At 60.3% G+C, this 21,246-nt stretch carries 20 protein-coding genes; 12 read left to right on the top strand and 8 right to left on the bottom strand.

From position 1 onward, the window contains the following. The 10 genes from NZ740_08545 to NZ740_08500 all read left to right on the top strand — a co-directional run. A partial coding sequence (locus tag NZ740_08545) for a MoxR family ATPase (protein MCS6772057.1) occupies nt 1-607 on the top strand: 607 nt, incomplete at its 5' end. 25 nt (nt 608-632) lie between these two features. After that, nucleotides 633-1,514, top strand: coding sequence for a DUF58 domain-containing protein (locus NZ740_08540; GenBank protein ID MCS6772056.1), 882 nt, complete (start codon nt 633-635; stop codon nt 1,512-1,514). 11 nt (nt 1,515-1,525) lie between these two features. Next, entirely contained in the window at nt 1,526-2,449 is a 924-nt protein-coding gene (locus tag NZ740_08535) for a hypothetical protein (protein MCS6772055.1), read from the top strand. Then, complete coding sequence (locus NZ740_08530) at nt 2,446-3,444, top strand: VWA domain-containing protein (GenBank protein ID MCS6772054.1); 999 nt, start codon at nt 2,446-2,448, stop codon at nt 3,442-3,444. The genes NZ740_08535 and NZ740_08530 overlap by 4 nt, the downstream gene beginning before the upstream one ends. Nucleotides 3,445-3,449: 5 nt before the next feature. Continuing rightward, the gene (locus NZ740_08525) at nt 3,450-4,454 is read left to right on the top strand and encodes a VWA domain-containing protein (protein ID MCS6772053.1); all 1,005 of its coding nucleotides are present in this window, start codon (nt 3,450-3,452) and stop codon (nt 4,452-4,454) included. Further along, the gene (locus NZ740_08520) at nt 4,451-5,158 is read left to right on the top strand and encodes a hypothetical protein (protein ID MCS6772052.1); all 708 of its coding nucleotides are present in this window, start codon (nt 4,451-4,453) and stop codon (nt 5,156-5,158) included. The genes NZ740_08525 and NZ740_08520 overlap by 4 nt, the downstream gene beginning before the upstream one ends. Then, entirely contained in the window at nt 5,155-5,679 is a 525-nt protein-coding gene (locus tag NZ740_08515; protein ID MCS6772051.1) for a hypothetical protein, read from the top strand. The genes NZ740_08520 and NZ740_08515 overlap by 4 nt, the downstream gene beginning before the upstream one ends. Nucleotides 5,680-5,689: 10 nt before the next feature. Continuing rightward, on the top strand, nt 5,690-7,474 hold the full coding sequence (locus NZ740_08510; protein MCS6772050.1) for a BatD family protein: 1,785 nt from the start codon (nt 5,690-5,692) through the stop codon (nt 7,472-7,474). Beyond that, the gene (locus NZ740_08505) at nt 7,471-8,226 is read left to right on the top strand and encodes a tetratricopeptide repeat protein (protein MCS6772049.1); all 756 of its coding nucleotides are present in this window, start codon (nt 7,471-7,473) and stop codon (nt 8,224-8,226) included. The genes NZ740_08510 and NZ740_08505 overlap by 4 nt, the downstream gene beginning before the upstream one ends. A gap of 29 nt (nt 8,227-8,255) precedes the next feature. Next, nucleotides 8,256-8,459, top strand: coding sequence for a hypothetical protein (locus NZ740_08500; protein MCS6772048.1), 204 nt, complete (start codon nt 8,256-8,258; stop codon nt 8,457-8,459). A 17-nt stretch (nt 8,460-8,476) separates the two neighbouring features. On the opposite strand, the gene NZ740_08495 is transcribed toward NZ740_08500, so the two are convergent. The 3 genes from NZ740_08495 to NZ740_08485 are packed head-to-tail and all read right to left on the bottom strand — an operon-like array spanning nt 8,477 to nt 11,540. After that, nucleotides 8,477-9,352: an ABC transporter permease gene (locus NZ740_08495; GenBank protein MCS6772047.1), complete on the bottom strand. Its 876-nt coding sequence runs from the start codon at nt 9,350-9,352 to the stop codon at nt 8,477-8,479. Then, a complete protein-coding gene (locus tag NZ740_08490; GenBank protein MCS6772046.1) occupies nt 9,349-10,608 on the bottom strand; it encodes an ABC transporter permease in 1,260 nt (419 codons plus the stop codon). The genes NZ740_08495 and NZ740_08490 overlap by 4 nt, the downstream gene beginning before the upstream one ends. Nucleotides 10,609-10,622: 14 nt before the next feature. Continuing rightward, nucleotides 10,623-11,540, bottom strand: coding sequence for a pseudouridine-5'-phosphate glycosidase (locus NZ740_08485; GenBank protein MCS6772045.1), 918 nt, complete (start codon nt 11,538-11,540; stop codon nt 10,623-10,625). Between the two features lie 171 nt (nt 11,541-11,711). On the opposite strand from NZ740_08485, the gene trkA reads away from it, so the two are divergent. Next, nucleotides 11,712-13,061, top strand: coding sequence for a Trk system potassium transporter TrkA (gene trkA, locus NZ740_08480; protein ID MCS6772044.1), 1,350 nt, complete (start codon nt 11,712-11,714; stop codon nt 13,059-13,061). Between the two features lie 6 nt (nt 13,062-13,067). Continuing rightward, nucleotides 13,068-14,519: a TrkH family potassium uptake protein gene (locus tag NZ740_08475; GenBank protein ID MCS6772043.1), complete on the top strand. Its 1,452-nt coding sequence runs from the start codon at nt 13,068-13,070 to the stop codon at nt 14,517-14,519. A 91-nt stretch (nt 14,520-14,610) separates the two neighbouring features. Here NZ740_08475 and NZ740_08470 read toward each other — a convergent pair whose 3' ends face one another. The 5 genes from NZ740_08470 to gspE (NZ740_08450) all read right to left on the bottom strand — a co-directional run bounded on the left by NZ740_08470 (nt 14,611) and on the right by gspE (NZ740_08450) (nt 21,169). Then, the gene (locus NZ740_08470) at nt 14,611-15,228 is read right to left on the bottom strand and encodes a hypothetical protein (protein ID MCS6772042.1); all 618 of its coding nucleotides are present in this window, start codon (nt 15,226-15,228) and stop codon (nt 14,611-14,613) included. Between the two features lie 30 nt (nt 15,229-15,258). After that, nucleotides 15,259-16,566, bottom strand: a complete 1,308-nt coding sequence (locus NZ740_08465) for a type II secretion system F family protein (GenBank protein MCS6772041.1) — start codon at nt 16,564-16,566, stop codon at nt 15,259-15,261. Between the two features lie 82 nt (nt 16,567-16,648). Next, nucleotides 16,649-18,361 carry a type II secretion system ATPase GspE gene (gene gspE, locus NZ740_08460; protein ID MCS6772040.1) on the bottom strand — a complete coding sequence of 571 codons (1,713 nt, stop codon included), beginning with the start codon at nt 18,359-18,361 and terminating at the stop codon, nt 16,649-16,651. 8 nt (nt 18,362-18,369) lie between these two features. Beyond that, complete coding sequence (locus NZ740_08455; protein MCS6772039.1) at nt 18,370-19,437, bottom strand: type IV pilus twitching motility protein PilT; 1,068 nt, start codon at nt 19,435-19,437, stop codon at nt 18,370-18,372. A gap of 22 nt (nt 19,438-19,459) precedes the next feature. Next, nucleotides 19,460-21,169 (bottom strand): type II secretion system ATPase GspE, encoded by a 1,710-nt coding sequence (gspE, locus tag NZ740_08450; GenBank protein MCS6772038.1) that lies wholly within the window; start codon nt 21,167-21,169, stop codon nt 19,460-19,462. Nucleotides 21,170-21,246: the final 77 nt, after the last annotated feature.

The raw sequence follows: 21,246 nt of genomic DNA, 5'->3' as shown, positions 1-21,246 counted from the left end.
TGCCCTGCTCGAGGCCATGCAGGAACGACAAGTCACAATCGGTCAGGATACGTTTCAACTCCCCAAACCTTTTCTAGTGATGGCCACGCAAAACCCGATTGAGCAGGAGGGGACATATCCACTCCCGGAAGCGCAGGTGGACCGGTTCATGATGAAGCTGGTGGTCACCTATCCCACTCGCGAAGAAGAGCGCCGAATCCTTGACCTCATGGCCCGGACGGACGCGCAGGTAAGCGTCCGACCTGTTGTAGATCCGCCGACATTGCTCCGCGCCCGATCCGTCGTAGATGACATTTATGTGGACGAGAAAATCAAGGATTACATCCTGAGCATCATCTTCGCCACACGGGACCCCGCCTCCTTCAAACTTGACCTCAAGCCGTATATCCGTTACGGCGCCTCGCCGCGGGCCACGCTGAATCTCACCATCGCGGCCCGGTCCCATGCGTTTCTCCATGGTCGTGGATATGTTATTCCGCAAGACGTCAAATCGCTCGCGCCGGATGTGTTGCGGCACCGGATTATCGTGTCCTATGAAGCCGAGGCTGAGCAATTGACGTCCGACGACATTATTCACCGCATTCTGTCCTCGCTGCCCGTGCCATAACGAGGGCGGGGATTGCCTCGCGCCGATGATTCCGCCGGACGTCATCCGAAAAATTCGCCAGTTGGAGATCCGGACGTCACGTCTCGTGTCCGACGTATTCGCAGGCCAGTACCACAGCGTTTTCAAGGGCCGCGGTATGGAATTTCACGAGGTCCGCGAATATGTCCCGGGCGACGATGTTCGCGCGATTGACTGGAATGTCACGGCGCGCCTCGGACACCCGTTCATCAAAAAATTCATAGAGGAGCGCGAACTGACGGTAATCCTGCTCGTCGACATCAGCGGATCGGTTCAATTCGGCAGCGGCGCCCAATTCAAAAAGGACCTGGCAGCAGAGCTCGCAGGAGTCCTCGCCTTCGCCGCGATCAAGAACAATGACCGAATCGGCCTCATCTTGTTCACCGACCAGGTGGAGCACTACCTTCCGCCCGCGAAGGGGCCCCGGCACGTTCTCCGAATAATCCGGGATGCCCTTTATTTCTCACCCCAACGGAAGGGCACCTCCATCGCCTCCGCGCTGCATTATCTCAACCGAGTCATCCCACGGCGTTGCGTTGCGTTTATCCTCAGCGATTTTGATGACGACGAGTTTTCACGACCGCTTGCCGCCGCCGCTCGTCGGCACGATGTCATTGCCATCCGCATCGAAGACCGTGCCGAATACGATTGGCTGAGCGCCGGCGTGATGGAATGGGTCGACCCCGAATCCGGCCGTCGCCAACTCATCGACACGAGCGATCGCCACGTTCGGGCAGCTCTTTCGCGGCGACGACAGACCCAGCGGTCAAACATTGAAAAGATGCTGCGGTCTTCTGGCGTGGATCTCATTGATTTGCAGGCAGGGCAGCCCTACGTGGGCGAACTTATCCGCTTTTTCAAAATGCGCGAAAGCCGTCTAGCCCCATGAGACGCCCATGGATGATTCCTTTGGCGGTTATTCCCGCGCTAACGCTCGGCGGTTGCCAGCGCCACGACCTGCCCTCTCCCACTGAAGATCAACCACTGGTCGTCCAACTGAGCGAGAAGGAGACGGTGATCGGACGCCCGGTATTCCTCCGGGCAGCGATCCTCGGAACCAACGTATCCTGGTCCACCCCTGGCAACCTACCCGCATTAGTGGTTCGATCATCCCGGTCCGTGAAGTCGGAAGTCGGATCGGCTTACGAATGGGAAATTTTGCCCCTGCGGACCGGATCCCATGTGGTCTGGACAGGCATCGTCGCAGTGACTGAAGCTGGCGGAAAGCGTGTTGAGCGTCCAGTGCCCTTCTTGAATCTGGTTGTTCGCCCAACTCTTTCGGAAACTCAACACGAGCCCGCCGACATCGAGGGACTTGAGAGATGGTCTGACCCGAGATGGAAACGGCTGGCCATCGGGATCGCGTTGGTTGCCGGAATTGCCCTGGCAACAGCGCTGATAGCCATCGCGCTGCGCCGGCCCCGTAAACCACCGCCCCCGGCGCGGAGGATTCCACCCCATGAAATTGCCCTTGCCGCCATTCGCTCGCTGCGCGCAAAAGGCATTCCAGAGGGCGAAGCCGTCGAAGACTTCTACGTTGATTTGTCCGCCATCGTTCGCCGGTATGTGGAGGAAGCTTTTGGGCTTCATGCGCCCGAGCAAACGACCGAAGAATTCATTCGGGCGGCAGCGGATTCGACCGCTCTCGCCCTCGAGCACCGGCAGTTGATCGCTGACTTTCTTGAACAGAGCGACCTGGTCAAATTCGCGCGACATCGGCCCGGCGCCCAGGAGATCGAATCGGCCCTCCTATCCGCCGAACGGCTGGTGACCGAAACGATGCCTCGAAGCGATCACCCTCAGGTGGCGCCCACTCAGCCATGATCTTCCGCTACCCCATTTTCTTTGCGTTGCTTTTGCTTCTGCCAGTCGTGCTCTACCTGCGCTACGGACTGCGGTCCCTGCGTGCGGCCATCCGCCACCCCGCTGTCGGCCGACTGACGGGCATCGGCGGCGGGCTGGGCGTCCACTTGCGTCCAATCTTGCCGATACTTTTTGGTGTGGCACTCACGCTGATCGTCCTCGCGCTCGCGCGCCCTCAACGAATGCTTGGTCAGGAACGTGTACTGACCGAGGGGATCGACATCGTGCTCGTCATCGACGTCTCACCTTCCATGGCGGCTCTCGACTATGAGGAGAACGGGCGTGAATTCAACCGTCTGGAGGCTGCCAAGCGCGTGGCCGAACGATTCATCCGATCAAGAAAAAATGACCGCATCGGCCTCGTCGCCTTTGGAGCGCTCCCGTACACGATTGCGCCGTTGACCCTGGATCATGGATGGCTTCTGGCCCAATTGGAGCGGCTGCGAGAGGGCGAACTCGGAAACGCAACGGCAATCGGCGACGGCATCGCGACAGGGCTTAATCGTTTGCGCGAAAGCCCTGCGAAGAGCCGCATCATCATCGCTCTTACCGACGGCGTAAACAACACGGGGACCATCGCGCCGCTAAACGCGGCGCTCGCCGCGAAGGCGCTGGGCATCAAGGTGTACACCATCGGGGCCGGGGCCGAGGGCATGTCTCGAATCCCCATTCAGGACCCCTTCGGCAACGTCCGCTACGTTTGGGAACGGTCGGATGTTGATGTGGCGACGCTACAACGCGTCGCTGAGATTACTGGGGCCTCTTTCTTTCGAGCCACTGATATGGAGGCGCTCAACCGCACGTTCGAGGAAATCGACCGCATGGAGAAAACAGAAATTGAGGTCGAACACTTCGTGAGGTGGGACGAACGCTTCCAGCCTTTTCTGGCCGCAGCGATCCTGTTGCTGATCGCGGAACAGGCGCTCGGTCTGTGGCGTCTCGAGCGGTTTCCATAATCGCCATGCGTTTCGGTGACCCATCGCAACTTCAGTGGTTGTGGGCGTTAGCGCTGACTGCTTCGCTGCTTTTGCTGCTGGCGAGACGGCGCCGAGCCCAACTCGGCAGGTTCCTTCCGCCGGCTGCGTTCGCGCGGCTCGCCCCCGGCGCGCGAATTGGCCGGCGCATCGTTCGATTGTGTCTGTGGCTACTCGCTGTGACCTCCCTTATCGTCGCGCTGGCCAGGCCCCAATGGGGACTTCGATGGGAGCAGGTTCGCACGCGGGGTCTGGACATCCTGGTGTTGCTCGATACCTCCCGGAGCATGCTCGCCGCGGACTTCAAGCCGTCGAGGCTCCAACAGGCCAAGTGGGGTCTTCGAGAGCTGGCGCAACGCCTGCAGGGTGATCGAATCGGGCTCGTTCCGTTTGCGGGCGCCGCTTTTCTGCTGTGCCCGCTGACCACCGATTATGCCGCTTTTCTCATGAGCGTGGAGGACGCAAACATCGGTTCGGTGCCGCGCGGCGGCACGGCGATCGCCGCCGCGCTTCGCGTCGCCGTAGAGACCTTCGACAAGGAATCGATCGCCGATCGGGTCATCCTGCTGGTCACTGACGGTGAAGACCACGAGGGCAATCTGGACCGATGGTTGCCGGCGCTCAAAGAGCGCAAGATTCGAATTTTCGCTATCGGCGTGGGAACCCCCGAGGGGGAGCCCCTGCCGGCTCCTGATGGCGCGCCAGGCTTTCAAAAAGATGCTGCCGGCAACATCATCCTTAGCGCGTTGCGCGAGGAGCCCCTCCAGATGCTGGCCCGTGAAACCGGCGGCACCTACATACGGGCTGCCCCAGGCGACCTCGGACTGGATAAACTCATTTCGGATCACCTTTCGAATTTGGTGCGAGCGGAGTCGGAGAGTCGACTCTCCAAAACCTATGAGGAACAGGCCGGCTGGTTCATTGCGTTCGGCCTCCTTTTGCTTGCTGCGGAAAGCGCGCTTCGAGAGCGCGGCGGGAGGGATGAGGGATGAGGTCGGTCCCGATTTCGCTTCATCTCCTCATCGTGATGTCGGCGCCCGCCCTCGCGGATCCTCGCGCGATTCTGCAACAGGGGATACAGGCGTTCGAGCGGGGGGATTTTGCGGAGGCGGCCGCCCAATTCGAGCAGGCCGCTGCGCAGGCGCGAGGATCCGATCTGGACCCCTCCGTGCCCTGGTTCAACCAGGGCGTGGCTCTCTACCGGAAGGGATTGCTCGATGCGGCCGTTGAAGCCTTTCTTCGGGCCCGCAACACCACGGACCTGGATCGGCAAGCCCGCGCGCTGTATAACGCAGGAACCACCCGCCTCCGGCAATTCGATGCTGCGGTGGAACGGCGTGATGGCGCCAAGCTGGAGACTTATCTGGCCGAAGCCATCCACTATCTTGAACGCTCCCTTGTCATCCGACCGGATCAGGAACACGTCAGGCGGCAGCTTGAGGTGGCCCTGGAGCGCCGCGAACGCCTGCTGGCTTCGGTTCAACAATTGGACAGGGTTCTAGCCGAAGTAAGCCGATTGCTGGAGGCATTTGAGTTCGAAAAGGCGCATCGCATCTTGATGGATTCCAGAGAAGAGGTGGGTCTTGCACTTCTTCTCCCGAATGAGAAAACCAAGGCGTTTGAGCAAATGATGGAGCGAACCGGTCAAATTGTTGCGATCCTCAACGCCGGCCAAACCGGCAATGTGGCTCCATGATGTTCAGCCAGACCAGAAGAATCGCCGTCACTGCCCTGCTGCTCGCCTTGGGCGCCCCTGCCCAGCAGCCCTCGGACGCAGATGCCGATTACTTTTTCAACCGAGGAGCGGAGCGATACAGCCGGGACGATGTTGAATCAGCTCGACGCTGGGTCAATGAAGGGTTGGCGCAGTACCCATCCGAACCGAAGTTAATTCTGTTGAAGCAATTGCTCGAAAAGCCGCCGCAGCCGCAGGCGTCCTCGACACCTCAGCCCGACCAGAGCGACCAGAACAAGTCTGAGACCTCGTCTCAGGAACAGGAAGAATCAAAGACGCATGGGTCTGCGAATGGTGAAGAGCATGATCGATCCGCACCGCCCGATTCAACCAGCGAGACCCTTGCGTCGATGTCTAAGGAAGACGCCGAACAACTGCTCGACGCGCTGAGCAACCGGGAACTTGCGGAGCGGGCGCGGATGGGTGCGGACCGGATACGTCGCCAAATGGGCAGGCTCCCTCCGGTTGAAAAAGATTGGTGAGGATCTGGCCATGCGCGGAATCTTTTGCAGCCTTTTATGCGCCTTCGCGATCGCAGGCCTTCCCGCGCGCGCGGGCGCATTTGAGGTGGAACTTGAGGTCTCGCCAAGCGTGCTGCGGGTCGGTGAATCGGCTATGTGCCGGTTTGTCATCCGAGGCGCGCAAGGCGCCCCCCCGCCACAACTGCCATCCTTGGACGGACTGTCCATGGAGCCGGCCGGCACGGAGCAAAACATTTCCATCGTCAACGGCCAACAATCCCTCTCGATCGCGTATCGTTACCATCTGATCCCTCAGAAAGCGGGGGATTATCAAATCGGTCCCTTTGAATACAGCTTCCAAGGGCGGAACCAACAGGTCGCCCCGGTGCGGATCAAGGTTCTGCCTGCCGAGTCTCCTGGAGGCCAGAACCCCGCATCCTCCCTCGATGAATGGATGTTCGCCACACTCGAGGTGGATCGGGAAAAGGTGTACGTCCAACAAGTCTTTGATCTCACGCTGTCGGTGTTTACGCTGCCGGGCATCAACCTGGACCGGTACCTTTCGCTGCTCAATTTTGATCCACCCGGCCTATCGATCGGCGGTTTTGAGGAAATTGCAGGGGACCGGACAGTTGTCGATGGGCGCGTTTATGACGTCCGACGTTTTCGAGCGCGGGTCACTGCACTGGCGCCCGGCGTGATCGAATTACAGCCCAAGGTCCGGGTTAACGTGTTCGTCCGACGCGAACGCCCGCGTCTGCAGGATCCGTTTTTTGGCGACAGCTTCTTCGACGTCTTCTCTCCTCGGGTGGATGTTCGCGCCCATACATTACCCACAAGGCCCCTCCGGCTGCAGATCCACGAGCTTCCGACGGAAGGTCGTCCCTCGAACTTTTCCGGGGCCGTGGGACAGTATTCATTTGACGTGACGGTTTCGCCAACCCGCGTCCGGGTGGGTGAACCCATCACGATTCGCTATCGAATTCAGGGATCGGGCAATATGGATGGCATACGAGCCCCGGCGCTCCAGGCCGATCACGACTTCCGCGCTTTCGATGCACAACTGACGGAGCAGAACCGCAACGAGGGCGTACTCGTTTTCGAGCAGGCGGTAATTCCGCGTCGGCCAGGTCTTCCAGAAATACCCGCTTTGTCATTCAGTTTCTTCAACCCGCTCTCAGAACGATACGAGACGCTTGTGCGCGGGCCGATTCCGATCGCGGTGGAGAGCGATCCGGCCACTCCCGCCCTTGCGATGCGCCCTCGCTCTGATCAGACCGACTGGGAGACGATTCGTGGCACGGATCTGGTGTATCTGAAACCGGCCCCAAAAATCTGGCGTCCACGGTCCAACAATTCCGGCGTCCCGCCTTTCCTCCACGTGCTTCCTGCGATTGGTCTGCTGGCCGGTGCGCTTTTCGCGCGCCGACGAGAGAGGTTGGAGCGCGATCCGCTTGCATCCGCGCGGAGACGCGCGCCGCGACGGGCCCGCGCAGGTCTGGACCGGGCGAGAAAATCGTTGGATGACCCGCGGTCGGCCGCCGCCTCGCTTTCCCGGGCCTTGGCAGATTATTTCGGGCCGCTACTGGGGATCGAACCGGGCCAAATTTCGGCCATCTCCGTGTGCAGCCGCTTGCGCGCGGGCGGGATGCCCGATGCTTTGTGCAAGGAGCTTGAGGCGCTGTTCTCGTTGTGCGAGCGCCTGCAGTTTGCCGGACCGGCTGCGGCGGCCGGCGACTCGGATCGCGAAGCCCTTGCCCGCGCGATCGAGCGCGCTCCCGACCTCTTGCGCGCCAGCAGGAGGTATGCGCGATGAAAGGCCTTGCGTGGCTCTTGGCGGCGCTCTGGTGGCTGTCTGTTGTCGCCCCGCCGGCACAGGCCGGCGATGAATCACCGGAATCACGTTTTGACGCAGCCAAACAGGCCTATGACAACGGAAACTACTCCGAAGCTGGACGCATCTTTGGCGAGCTTATCCGCGAGTTTCCTTCCGAGCCGGCGCTGCACTTCAACCTCGGGAATGCCCTGGCCAGGCAGGGACGTGTGGGAGAGGCGATGGCCGCTTATCTCCGCGCCCTCCTGTTGGCGCCCCGCGATCCGGATGCGCAGGCCAATGTGCGATTTCTTCGCGAATCCCGCGGCTTGCCCTCCCCCGCGGACCCCTCGATGCTCGAGTATGCGTTTTCCCGCCTTTCGCGCGACGAGTGGGAATCCGCGGCCACCGCTTCATGGTGGGCGGGATCCGCCCTGTTCATACTCTCTCTGCTGATGCGCGGCGCTCCGCGCCTTCTTCGCTCCATCGGATGGTTGCTTTTGGCGGTGGCATTGGTAGCCGTATGCGGGGTCGGATATTGGATCTGGTATGAGCGGCAGCCCTGGGCAGTTGTTACCGCGACGGGCCAGCAGGTCCTCTTCGCGCCGCTTCCCGACGCGACCCCTCACTTTGACGTTCCCGAGGGATTTACCTTGCGGGTAACCGCAACCGAAGGCGAGTGGCTTCGCGTGCAGGATGGTTCGCGGTCGGGTTGGCTTCCCCAAAAAGCAGTCCAAATTGTCCGATTGGAATAATTGAAGCTCAAGATATATTCATTCGCCGTATGCGCGCGCCTCACTCATCGAGGGGATTGTGGATCACCGGCCTGCTGATTATGGCGGCCGGGGCCCTTGCGATTTATTTCGTCCACGAATACGGAAACATCCTGTATCAAAAGACCTGGATCCGCCACATCCTGATGGTCACAGTGATTTTTTCAGGACTCTTTTTTATCTCCGCGAGCGCCAGGTGGTGGCTGCACCGCTGACGGACGCCTACACCCGATCAAGCTGCTCCCGATGATTCGGCGAGCCGTGTTCTCGGATCGAGCAGATCACGGAGACGGTCGCCAAGGATATTGAAGGACAGCACCAGCAAAAAAATCGCGGCGGTCACGAAGGTCATTTCCCACCACACGCCCTGCCATAGCCGTGCGCGGGCGTCGTTCAGCATGATGCCCCACGAAGGCTCACCCTGGACGCCGAGACCCAGGAAACTCATAAACACCTCGGTTCCTACTGAAGCGGGAAAACGGAGTGTAAACGTCACCAGCACGATATGAAAGACGTTGGGGAAAATGTGCCGAAACAAGATTCGCGGCGCGGAATAGCCCAGCACGCGCGCAGCCTGCACGTAGGCCCGTTCCCGGTGCGACATCGTTTCCGCGCGAATGAGCCGGCAGATCCCCACCCAGGTGGTTAACCCGATTCCTAGAAACACACCGAGCAACCCCTTCCCTACGACCAACGAGACAGCCAGGATAAACAACAGGCCGGGGATCGCTGCAAACGTTGAATACAACCAGACAATCGCGTCATCCACCCTGCCACCAAAATATCCGGCCAGCAATCCAAGCAGCACCCCAATCGGGATGGCAATGCACGAGGTGATGATCCCGACATAAAACGCGATTCGCGCGCCTTGTACCAAACGCTGGAAGACATCGCGTCCGAGCCCGTCGGTTCCCATCCAGTGCTCCACCGACGGGGGCTGGTGGCGGCGATCCAGGTCTTGAAGCTGATACGGAGGCGTTTGATCCCAAATCCGATGCAGGCGATACACAACCTCGCCGTAAACCGCCATGGCCGCAAACGCCGCAACGATGCAGAGAGCGAACCGCTCCGGCCAGCCGGCCTTCCACAGGTGTCGAAGCCACGTCATGAGAGTTTGACGCGGGGGTCCGCCGCCGCGCACAACACATCGGCAATCAAATTGGCAACGAGGTACAACGCCGATCCGATCACGACCACCGCGCGCACCACATCCACATCGCTCTCATTGATCGCATTGACGCTGAGATAACCGAGCCCCGGAATCCCAAAAAAAGATTCGAGCAACAAGCTGCCGGTGTAGAGAAACGGCAGCGAGAGCACCACCTGCGTGATGATCGGCGCCGCAGCGTTGCGGAGTACGTGCACGAAGAGAACACGCGCGCGGCTCAACCCCTTGGCATAAGCTGTCCGCACATAATCCTTGTTCAATTCCTCCAGCAAAATTGTCCGATAAAAACGGACACCGGCCCCAAGCCCGCTTACTACGCCGACCAAAATGGGCAACAACAAATAGGCAAACGATTCAAATCCCCACACGGGAAACCATCCGAGACGAAATGCCAGCACATATTGTCCGGCAACGATCCACACCAAATAGTTGACGCTCATCAGGGCCACGGATCCGATGACGAGAATCCGGTCCGGAAGACGGCCCCGATAGACAGCGCTATACAGACCGAGCGAAATCGCCAATGCCGTCTCCAACATCAGAATTGGAAGGGCCAGGGAGATCGTGGGGCCGATTCCATCCAGAAGGAGGTCTCGGACCGGCTGGTTCGCGCTGCTGGACACGCCAAAATCGAGGCGAGCCAACTGCTTGAGAAAGAAAAACAACTGCGAATCCCATGGCGCGTCCACAACCCTCCGCAGGGCGACCGATCCGAGTTCGAGCTCACGGTCGTTCCTCCACCTTGTGAGAGCGTCAGCGGCCGCGTCACCTCTCGCCACCGGCACTCGCTCGACGCGCCAGCGTTTTTCTCCCGGGTTCCGCCATCGGATCCGCCACTCGTGGGCCCGATCCCGCGGGGGCTCGAACGCAAACGGCGGTTTCAACGGCACTCCCGCTGGGACACGAAGAACTTCGCCGTGCCAGACCGCACCCTCGCCTGCCGCCCAACCGCCCGGCCCAAGGTCAAAATCGACATCCGGCAATGCACGAGTTTTGACATAACGCCCCCAGATGAGCGGCTTGTTGAATCCGCGAATTTCGTCGAATTCCTCAAGCGCGGCCGGTGAGGCCTTATCCCCCAACTTCATACGGGCCGGACTGCCCCCTACCCAGTTGAACAGCAGGAACGTCACGAGGATCACGCCGAACATCGTCGGGATCATTTGCAGCAGGCGCCTTGCGATGTACCGCAGCATGGCCGGGATGTCCCTCAACGGTTGCGAGCGCGCGGGAGGCTCTGAACCGCGGCCGCGATTTGAGCCGATACCCTCGCATTGTTCTCCAGCAAGGCCCGGTTCGCCCTCTCACTTCGCTGGCCGGTCAACTCGGATACGCGGGCGAGCAGAAATGGGGTGATCGCCTTGCCCCGGATGCCCATCTTTTCCGCATCCGCTACGGCTTGCGCAACCGAGTCGGCGATCTCCTCGGCCGGAATGTCAAATTCCTTAGGAACCGGCACGCACACCAAAAGGGACTCGCTCAATCCGAGACTGTCCCGCGCGACCGCCAGATCCGCGACCTCCTGCGGCGTATCCACCCGCACATCAACTGGCAACCCCGACCGTCGCGAGTAAAAGGCGGGGAATTCATCGCATCCATATCCGACAACCGGCACGCCCCGCGTTTCGAGCGCCTCGATTGTCAGAGGCAGATCGAGGATCGCCTTCGCCCCCGAGCAGACCACGATCAGCGGCGTGCGGGCGAGCGCGTCCAGATCGGCGCTCACATCAAACGGCTGACCGCGATGCACGCCACCGATGCCCCCCGTCACCATGATCCGAATGCCGGCAAGATGGGCAAGCCAGGCGGTTGCCGCCACGGTCGTCCCTCCATCTTCCTTTCTCGCGGCGGCAATCGGCAGTTCCCGAACGCTGCACTTTCTTGCCGATCTGCCGCGTGCGAGCCGTTCCAGGTCCTCCGCCTCGACGCCGATCCGGATCTGCCCCCCGACCACGGCGATGAGCGCGGGCTCGGCCCCTTCGGAGCGGATCGCGGCCTCCATCCTCTGGACCGTTTCGAGGTTCGCCGGAAATGGAAGCCCGTGCGTGAGAAGGGCGCTTTCCAAGGCCACGATCGGCCGACCTTCCAGCCTCGCCCCCGAGGTCTCGCGGCTGAACATCAAATCCATAAGGCAGCATTCTTGCGTTGTCTCGGCCCGCGTCAAACCAGCATCTCAACGAAGCCAGATCCAGCCCTGACCCTGAATGGGGGCTGGTCCCCCGTCGAGCGCTTTCGGGATTGAAGACGCGGGTCTCTTGGTCCAGCATATTCCTTTTGAATTTCGAATTGGACGTTATTCATGCGCATCCTGATTGTAGGTGCCGGCAACGCCGGACGCTATTTGGCCGCTAAACTTAGCGAGGAACGCCACGATATTGTCGTTGTCGACCGGGACGAGTCGGCGCTGACTGAGCTGTCGTCACAACTGGACATCCAGGCGGTCGCGGGCGAGGGTTCGAGCCCCAGAGTCCTGGACCGGGCAGGTTTGTCCCAAACCGACTTGCTAGTGGCGGTGACCGACCGGGACGAAGTCAACATCCTCGCCTGCCTGTTCGCGAACGCAGCGGGGGTCCGGCACAAGGTCGCGCGGGTTTCCAATCCCGATCTGACCCATACGCGGGCCAAATTTGACCTCAGGCGTATGGGGATCGACCTGGTGATCAGTCAAAAGGAGGAGTGCGCCGACGAAATTTTCACTATCCTTCGCATGCCGGGAACGCTCGAGGCGGTCGACTTGTTTGAAAACCGGGTCTTGGCAGTCGGCTTCAAAATCCACATGGACAGCCCGCTGATCCTTCAGACCTTGAAGAATTTTCCGCGGCCCGACCTGCTCCAACGTATCCGAATGATGGCTCTGATGCGCGCGAATGAACTGATGATTCCCCGAGGGGACACCCAGTTGATGATCGGCGATGAACTTTATCTGTGCGGCACCCCGGACGATGTGAACGCGTTCCTCGAGTGGGCCCACCCGGAACACAAACGCTTCGAGAAGGTGGTCATTGCCGGTGGAGGAGATCTTGGCCTGCAAATTGCTCTTCGGTTGGAAAAGGCCGACATGCCCGTTGTGTTGATCGAGCGAGACGCTGAACGCGCACAATTTTGCTCACAGGCCCTAGACAAGGCGCTCGTCATCAAAGGCAATGCTCTGGAGCAGGAAACGCTCGAAAACGCCGGCGTGGTTCGAGGTTCGGCATTTGTGGCCGCCACAGGTTCCGATGAGAACAACATCATCATTTGTCTTCTGGCCGAAAAGGCTGGCGCGGCATTCACCCTGGCGCAAGTGACCCGTCCGGAATACGTCCCGATCATCGGAAGCCTGAGCCTCCTGGACCGCGCGGTCAGCGCCCACATGTCGATGATCAACTCGATCCTTCACTTTGTGCGCGGGAAAAACGTGAAAGCGGCCGCCATGCTGCACAATCTCCCGGGCGAGCTCCTCGACGTAGTGATCGCGCCCGGACATCGTTGGGCCGACAAGCCCATCCGCGCGCTAAAAGTACCGGAGGATATCGTCATTGCGACGGTTCTGCGCGGGGAGAATGTACTGCCCCCCACCGGCGACCTTGTGTTGCGCATCCAGGATCGGCTGGTGCTGTTTGCCCTCCCGAGCGGGGTCGAGCGCGTGGAGGATTTGTTTCGGGGCTGATCATTCGTGAACTTCCGCGCGGTCTTCCACCTGATTTCGTTCCTGCCCCTTGTCATGGGCGCGGCGATGCTCGTTTGCCTTGGCGTGGGAGCCGCGCTCGGCGATTCCCCGAATGCCCAGCTCGCCTTTGCCCTGGCCGCCGGCTTCTCTCTGGCCAGCGGCGCCGCATTATGGGCATTCACTCGGGGACCGGTGGACCTGAATCGCCGTGACGGCGTGGGCGTGGTGGCATTCGGCTGGCTGACAAGCACGTTGCTGGGGGCAATTCCGTTTGTGCTGTCGGGTGCAACCCCTTCGTTGGCGGATGCGTGGTTTGAATCGGTCTCCGGATTCACCACGACGGGCGCCTCCGTGATGAGCGACCTTGAGTCAGCGCCACGCTCGATTCTACTCTGGCGGGCGGTCACCCAGTTTCTCGGGGGGATGGGGATTCTCGTCCTCTGCGTTGCGATCCTCCCTCTGCTCGGTTCCGGCGGCATGCAAATCTACAAGGCAGAGGCCGCGGGCCCCGCCAAAGACCGTCTCACGCCGAGAATCGCGGTAACGGCCAAGCTCCTTTGGGGCGTCTACATCGGGTTGACGGTCGTCACGATTGCTCTGCTTCGATGGGCCGGGATGGGGTGGTTTGACGCCGTTTGTCATGCCTTTGCAACGACGGCGACCGGCGGATTTTCCACGCGGTCCGCCAGCGTTTCCGCATTTGGGAATCCAGCGATCGAATGGATCATCCTCGTCGTCATGTTCCTCAGCGGCATCAATTTCGCCCTCCACTGGCGCCTGCTGCGCGGTGAGTGGTCCGCTTGGGCGCGGGACCGGGAATGGCGACTCTACATCCTCATCCTCGCAGCGGCGGCGGCCGTGATCCTCGCCAACGCTGGCTTCCGAAACTACGGCGGCGAAATGTCCCCCGGCTTGCGGGAAATCCTTTTCACCGTCGTTTCCATCATGACCACGACAGGTTTCACGACGCACGACTACACCCTCTGGCCGGCGCTTTCGCAATATCTGCTCTTTGGCCTGATGCTGATCGGCGGCTGCGCGGGATCGACCGCCGGCGGCATCAAGGTGGTGCGGGTTCTGGTCCTGGCCAAACAGGTTTCTCGCGAGATCAAGCTCTTCATCCAGCCCCAGGCGATTTTCAACATAAAGATCGGCCGCCAAATCATTGATCCCGAAATCGTGTCCATGATTTCGGCGTTTTTCTTGATTTACACGCTCATCTGGGCGACGGCTTCCGCGATGCTTGCGGCCTTCACCCCCGATCTCAAGACCGCCGTTTCCGCGGCCGTAAGCTGCCTTGGCAACGTGGGTCCGGGACTGGGCAGCGTGGGCCCCGCAGGAAATTACGCCTTCTTCCCGGACGCCGCGAAGGCGCTGCTGTCGGTTTGCATGCTCCTCGGGCGTCTGGAGTTATACACGCTGCTCGTGATTCTGATCCCTCGATTCTGGCGACGTTAGATCACTGTGGGACGCCATGAAGAGGCGTTTCCCTCTGAATCTGGGCGCAGAAGCGCCGTGCTGCCCATAAATGGAAAAGGTAGCGGTTTCATCATTCCCAAGTTATCCCTGCGTCGGCTCTGACCCGTTCATCGGCGCCCTGTTTCCATGAGCGAAGGTCGTCGGCCGTATCGGGTAGGCGGTCCGGCCCAAATGATCGGATCGCCACTCCGGAACCCAAGATTCGCTCCGTCGAGCCGTGGGACGGCGTAACGGCGTTGTCATAGTCCCCGTCGAGCGCAATCTGGTAAGGAGTCCCCCACGGATCGAGGAACGAGCCGTCTTCGTCAAGACCCGACGCTCCGGGCCGATACGAATCGGCATCAAAAAAAACGATCCGTTGCGGATTCAATGCGTCCTCGGGGTCACCTGGGGCCATTTTGGCCCGAAGGACCCTGACGATTTCCGAATTCGAACGCAGTCCTCCAAAGTGCGCATCGCCAGGCGATACACTCGGCGGGACGGGCCACGCTCCGTATTCCCGAAAATATCGGACCAAGGCCCTTTCCAGCGTGGCGATATCATGTCGGACCATCGCCAACTGACGGCGAGCGTGAATGGTTCGGCAACCGGGCCAGGCGATGGCTAGCGCAAGCAGGCCGATTGCTGCCGCAATGGCCAGCTCGCCACGGCTCCAACGCGAGGGATGGCTTTTCGTAATTGGCAGCACGGGCGGGCCGCTGGCACGGCTTTCCGAGCCTCAGCTCAACTTACCAATGATCGAGATGAGCGGCAGGAACAGGGCGATGACGATGGTTCCGACCACAAGCGCGAGGAAGACGATCAGCAGCGGCTCAATGACGGACGTTAGACCGGCGACTGCGTTGTCCACCTCGTCGTCGTAGTTGTCGGCGATCTTCATCAGCATTTCCGGTAATTCGCCGGTTTCCTCGCCGACCTGCACCATGCTGATGACCATCGGCGGAAAGACCTTGGTTGCCTCGATCGGCGGAGCCATGTTTTCGCCCTCTTTGACCGCGTCGTGCACCATAGAGACCGCACGGGCCAGGACCTCGTTCCCAGCAGTATCGCGCACAATGTTGAGGGCCTGCAACACGGGAACGCCGGAGGACATCAAAGTGCCAAGCGTTCGCGTAAACCGTCCGATCGCCGTCTTTCGAATGAGCGGGCCGAATATGGGCAGGTTGAACTTCAATTTGTCGATCATGTACGCCCCGGCGCTGGTCTTCGCGAGCAGCTTCACCAGGCTGACGATCAGAAAAATCGCAAGGATCACTAGCAACAGCCCCGGAACACGCGCGAATCCGAGATCCACCGTGCCTGCCACGGCACCGCTGACGCCCATCACAAATTCAGTCAATCCGGGAAGCGCCTGCCCTTCCAGTAGTTCGGAGAAGATCTCCTTGAACTTCGGAATAATAAACACCATCAGAAAGGTCAAAATCCCGACCGCCATGACCATGACGACGATGGGGTAAACCATGGCGCTCGCGACCTTGTTTTTAATCTTCTGGGCTTTTTCCATGAACTCGGCCAACCGAAGCAGGACCTTGTCCAATACGCCGCCCACCTCGCCTGCCTTGGCCATATTCACGTAGAGTTTGTTGAAAATCCGAGGATGCTGAGCGAGCGCTTCGGCAAACGTGCTGCCGGACTGAATCGCCTCCGCCATCTCGATGAGAGCGCGTTTCAACATGGGATTGCGCTCCTGCTTGGCCAGAACCTCCAGGCTGCGGACGAGCGGCAAACCAGCATCGACGAGCGTTGCGAGCTGGCGGGTAAACACCATCAATTCTTTCGGTTTGACCTTCTGCAGGAAGGACGGCGCCTGGAGCTTGATCTCCATATTGAGCGCCGACCCTCTTGTTTTCGCCCCCGGTTTCGTGGGGGCCGTCTTGCGAGCTTTTGCCGTCGCCTCTGTGATTGTAGTTGGGAAAAGCCCGCGCTCTCGGATACGGGCGATCGCCATGGTCTGGTTATCGGCCTCGATCTCGCCCTGGCTCTCCCGACCGCGGGCGTCAAGCGCTATGTAGTTGAATTTGGGCATGAACGCTCGTCAAAGGTTCGATAAAATCGTTTGTACAAAAAATTACAAAGGCAGGGCAACACCGGATTCAAAGCCGCATCAGCTACGTGTATTTCAGCACCTCTTCTACAGTGGTGTAACCGTCCAGAATGCATCGGATGCCGTCCTGCCGCAGGGTCCGCATGCCCAGTTCCATGGCTTTGTCCCGGATAACGATCGTGGGCTTCCTTTCGTTGATCAAATCGCGGATCGGATCCGTCACCCGCAGGTACTCATAAATGCCGCGGCGACCCCGATAACCGGTCTGGTTACATTTTACGCAACCGGCACCGTGATAGAACGGCCGGTCCTCAACCTGGTCCGGCCGCAGACCCAGCAACTCAAGCACGTCCTTGTCCGGCTGGTAAGGGGTCTTGCAATCCTGGCAGATCGTCCTCACCAGACGTTGGGCTAGAACGCCTTCGAGCGTCGATGAAATCAAAAACGGTTCGACGCCCATGTCGATCAACCGGGTGACCGCGCCGGGCGCGTCATTGGTGTGAAGCGTCGAAAATACAAGGTGACCCGTCAGGGAGGCCTGAATTGCGATCTCGGCGGTTTCCTTGTCGCGGATCTCGCCAACCATGATGATGTCGGGGTCCTGACGCAGGAATGCGCGAAGGACGCGGGCAAACGTCAGACCGATCGCCTCGTTGATCGGGATCTGGATGATGCCCTCGATGTCGTATTCCACCGGCTCCTCCGCCGTCAGGAGCTTGCTGTCGATCGTGTTCAGTTTGCGGAGGGCGGCATACAGCGTCGTGGTCTTCCCCGAACCTGTCGGACCGGTGACAATCACGATTCCGTTGGGTTTCTCGATGTCCGCCGTGAACGCGTTGAACACATCCTCCGGCATGCCGAGGTTTTGCAGCTCCAGTTGAACCGAGCTTCGGTCGAGGACGCGCAGCACCACACTTTCGCCGAACTGCGTCGGTAGGGTTGACACGCGAAAATCGATCGTACGGCCGGCGACGGGTAGCTGAATGCGCCCATCCTGCGGCAGGCGGCGCTCCGCGATGTTCAGCCCGGAAATGACCTTCAGGCGCGAGATCACGGGCAGCGCAAGGTGTTTGGGGGGCGGCGCCATTTCGTAAAGGGCCCCATCGACCCGGTAGCGGATTCGGAATTCGTTTTCAAACGGCTCAAAATGGATGTCGGACGCACGATCCTTGACCGCCTGGAACAGGACCAGATTGACGAAACGCACAACCGGCGCCTGGTTTGCCATCTCCTGGATTTCGGCAATCTCATCCCCGCCCTTGACCTGAATGGATTGTTCCCCGACGTGCTCCAGCTCGCTTTCGAGCGCTGATAGCATCTCATTGATGGATTCGCCGGCATCGCCGTAGTGCTGGTTCAGAAACGCGCGGATGTCTGTCTCCGAGGCCACGACGAACGAAACATCCCGTGTGAGGACGAAATTCAGCTCATCCACGACCTCGGGGTTGATCAAATCAAAGGTCGCCAGCGTCACCGAATGAGCATCCGCTTCTACGGGCACAACGCTGTACATTCGGGCGATACTCGAGGGAATTGCCTTCAGCACATACGGGCTGATTTCGGTTCTGCTCAGGTCCACGACACGCGTACCCAAGTGCGTGGCGATCGCCTGCAACAGGACCGGCTCCTCCACGACCTGCATATCAAGCAGCACCTGCCGGACCGGTTTGCCCGTGCGTTCGTGCTCGTCGAAGACCTCCTGGGCCTGTTCCCGTGTCACCAGCCCGTCGTCCACGAGCTGCTGCAGAAGAGGATCTCGAAATTCCACGTCTGACATGGCGGCTCCTATCGGCGGCCTTTCGGCTGGATTTTCTGCATGACCGATTCGATGTCTTGCGCGCTGGTCACCACTTCCTCGTAGTCGATGATTCCCTGCTCGTAGAGGCTGACAAGGTGATCGTCCAGAGTCATCATGCCATACTTGGCGCCGGTCTGGATGTCGGACGTGATGCGATAGGTCTTGTTGTCGCGGATCAGCGCCCGGATGGCGGGCGTGGCCACCATGATTTCGAACGCGGCCACGCGGCCCGGCCGGTCCTTGCGAATGAGCAGCAACTGCGAGATCACGGCCTCGAGACTTGCCGCCAGTTGCGTGCGCACCTGGTTTTGCTGCTCCATGGGGAAAGCGTCCACGATGCGGTCCACCGTGCGAGCGGCGCCCGTCGTATGAAGCGTGGCGAAAACGAGATGCCCCGTTTCCGCAGCCGTGATGGCCGCCTGAATCGTTTCGAGATCCCGCATTTCGCCGACGAGAATCACATCGGGGTCCTGCCTCAACGCCCGCTTCAACGCCTCGCCAAAGCTCGGCACGTCCACGCCGACCTCGCGCTGCGTGATCACACTCCGCTTGTGCGGGTGGTAATACTCGATGGGGTCCTCGATTGTAATGATGTGAACGTCCCGAGTTTCGTTGATGACGTTCAGCATGCTGGCGAGCGTGGTGGTTTTTCCAGATCCCGTGGGACCGGTGACGAGGATCAGACCGCGCGGCTTGTAGAGAAGATCCCGGATGCCCGGGGGCAGGCCGATTTCCTCGAGCGTGAGTAGGCGGGATGGGATCAGCCGCAACACGATGCCGACCGCGCCTTTCTGACGGAACACGCTCACGCGAAATCGACCCTTGTCGCCATGGCCGAAGCCGAAATCCGCACCGCCCATCTCCTGCAGCCGCTTCACGTGCTCGGGGGGCGTGATCGAGGCCATCAGTCTCTCGGTGTCGGCGGGCTCGAGCGGCTCGGTGTCGATCGGATGCAGCCGCCCATGCAGGCGCAGTACCGGCGGCAGCCCGACGCCTACGTGAAGATCCGAAGCTCCTTCCTCGATCACGAGGTCGAGCAGGTCGGCCATGCGTATCTGGGACGCCGGGACAGGCATTTCAATTCGAATCTCCCATCGTCGCCCGGATCACTTCCTCGAGCGTCGTCAATCCCGCAACCACCTTCCGGATTCCGTCCTCCCGCAGCGTGCGCATGCCCAACTGTCGGGCGCGGGCGCGCAATTGCGACGCGGAGACGCGCTCGTAGATCATATGGCGTATCTCGTCCGTGATCACAAAAATTTCGAAGATGCCGAGGCGGCCTCGGTACCCGGTGTAGTTGCATTCCGGGCAACCCCGGCCGCGGAACAGTTGGGCGGCCGAGACCTCGCCGGCGAGCGCGCCCAGAGCGCGCAATTCAGCGTCCGTCGGGCGAACCGGCTCCTTGCAGCGCTCGCAAATCCGGCGCACAAGGCGTTGCGCCATGATCGCGCGGGTCGAGGACGCCACCAGAAAGGGTTTCACGCCGATGTCGATCAGGCGGGTCACCGCGCTCGGCGCATCGTTGGTATGCAGCGTTGAAAACACCAAATGCCCGGTAAGCGAGGCATTGACCGCGATCTCGGCGGTTTCCAGGTCACGAATCTCACCGATCATGATGATATTCGGCGCCTGGCGCAAAATCGACCGGAGCGCCGCCGCGAATGTCAGGCCGATATCGGCGCGAACATGAACTTGGTTGATGCCAGCGATCTGATACTCGACGGGATCCTCAACCGTGATGATCTTCCGGTCGGGTTTGTTGATATGGTTCAAGCAGGCATACAGCGTGGTCGTCTTGCCAGATCCCGTCGGACCCGTTACGAGGATGATGCCGTCGGACAGGCCGATCAACCGCTCAAACGTTTGTTGGTCATCGGAAAAGAATCCAAGTTTGGGGAGTCCGAGCGCCAGCCCCTCCTTGTCGAGGATCCGCATCACGATCGACTCCCCGTGGTTCGACGGGACGGACGAGACACGTAGATCGAGGTCACGTCCCATAACATTGATTTGGATGCGCCCGTCCTGCGGCAACCGCTTTTCGGCGATGCTCATGTTCGCCATGATCTTAACGCGGCTGATGATCGCGGATTGAAGCCGCTTGGGCGGGCTCTCGACCTCGTGCAATACGCCATCGATGCGGTAGCGCACTCTGAATTTCTTCTCGAGCGGCTCGAGGTGTATGTCCGATGCCCGGCTGCGGAACGCCTCGAGGATGATCAGGCTAACCAGTTTGATGATCGGGGCGTCGGCCTCGGTCACCTCGTCCTCGCCCTCCAGGCTCGGCGGCTTTTCGCCGGGCATGGTAACTGTGCCTTCCGTCAATTCATCATACATCGAGGCGACGGTCGTCCCTGCGGCCGGGTAACACTGGTTGATTGCCGCTTCGATTTCTTCCGGCATGGCCACGACGCCGGTGACATCGCATCGGAGCACATATCGCAGGCTGTCGAGCGTCTCGACGTCGAGGGGATCGCTGATTGCAACGGCGATCGTGTTGTCCATTCGGTAAACGGGGACGACGCGATATCGGCGCGCGATCTCGCCGGGGACAAGGTCGATCACGCTCTGGTCGATGTCGGCCGCATTGAGCCGGATGAACTCCATGCCGAACTGATTGGCGAGGGCTTTGAGAATATCGCTCTTCGTCGCAAACTGACGTTCGGCAAGCACGTCCACAACCGGTTTGTCAGCATCCTGAGCCGTTTTGAGGGCCTCAACGCCCTGCTGGTGCGTAATCAGCCCAACGCTTTCGAGAATCTCGACGATGTATTCGTCGTTTGCAGTCACGGTTATCTCGGTGCGGCGATATGATGAACGATGTCGGTAATCTAGCCGCCCGGCAAAGGGAATGTCAATTCGTCGCC

The sequence above is a fragment of the Kiritimatiellia bacterium genome (assembly GCA_025054615.1).
Lineage (GTDB): Bacteria > Verrucomicrobiota > Kiritimatiellia > CAIVKH01 > CAIVKH01 > JANWZO01.
This window is presented reverse-complemented; position numbering and strand designations above follow the sequence as displayed.

Excerpts from the sequence above, each read along its gene's own strand:
- NZ740_08540 (MCS6772056.1), top strand. The coding sequence starts at position 633 with ATGATTCCGCCGGACGTCATCCGAAAAATTCGCCAGTTGGAGATCCGG.
- NZ740_08535 (MCS6772055.1), top strand. The coding sequence starts at position 1,526 with ATGATTCCTTTGGCGGTTATTCCCGCGCTAACGCTCGGCGGTTGCCAG.
- NZ740_08530 (MCS6772054.1), top strand. The coding sequence starts at position 2,446 with ATGATCTTCCGCTACCCCATTTTCTTTGCGTTGCTTTTGCTTCTGCCA.
- NZ740_08525 (MCS6772053.1), top strand. The coding sequence starts at position 3,450 with ATGCGTTTCGGTGACCCATCGCAACTTCAGTGGTTGTGGGCGTTAGCG.
- NZ740_08520 (MCS6772052.1), top strand. The coding sequence starts at position 4,451 with ATGAGGTCGGTCCCGATTTCGCTTCATCTCCTCATCGTGATGTCGGCG.
- NZ740_08515 (MCS6772051.1), top strand. The coding sequence starts at position 5,155 with ATGATGTTCAGCCAGACCAGAAGAATCGCCGTCACTGCCCTGCTGCTC.
- NZ740_08510 (MCS6772050.1), top strand. The coding sequence starts at position 5,690 with ATGCGCGGAATCTTTTGCAGCCTTTTATGCGCCTTCGCGATCGCAGGC.
- NZ740_08505 (MCS6772049.1), top strand. The coding sequence starts at position 7,471 with ATGAAAGGCCTTGCGTGGCTCTTGGCGGCGCTCTGGTGGCTGTCTGTT.
- NZ740_08500 (MCS6772048.1), top strand. The coding sequence starts at position 8,256 with ATGCGCGCGCCTCACTCATCGAGGGGATTGTGGATCACCGGCCTGCTG.
- NZ740_08495 (MCS6772047.1), bottom strand. The coding sequence starts at position 9,352 with ATGACGTGGCTTCGACACCTGTGGAAGGCCGGCTGGCCGGAGCGGTTC.
- NZ740_08490 (MCS6772046.1), bottom strand. The coding sequence starts at position 10,608 with ATGCTGCGGTACATCGCAAGGCGCCTGCTGCAAATGATCCCGACGATG.
- NZ740_08485 (MCS6772045.1), bottom strand. The coding sequence starts at position 11,540 with ATGGATTTGATGTTCAGCCGCGAGACCTCGGGGGCGAGGCTGGAAGGT.
- trkA (MCS6772044.1), top strand. The coding sequence starts at position 11,712 with ATGCGCATCCTGATTGTAGGTGCCGGCAACGCCGGACGCTATTTGGCC.
- NZ740_08465 (MCS6772041.1), bottom strand. The coding sequence starts at position 16,566 with ATGCCCAAATTCAACTACATAGCGCTTGACGCCCGCGGTCGGGAGAGC.
- gspE (MCS6772040.1), bottom strand. The coding sequence starts at position 18,361 with ATGTCAGACGTGGAATTTCGAGATCCTCTTCTGCAGCAGCTCGTGGAC.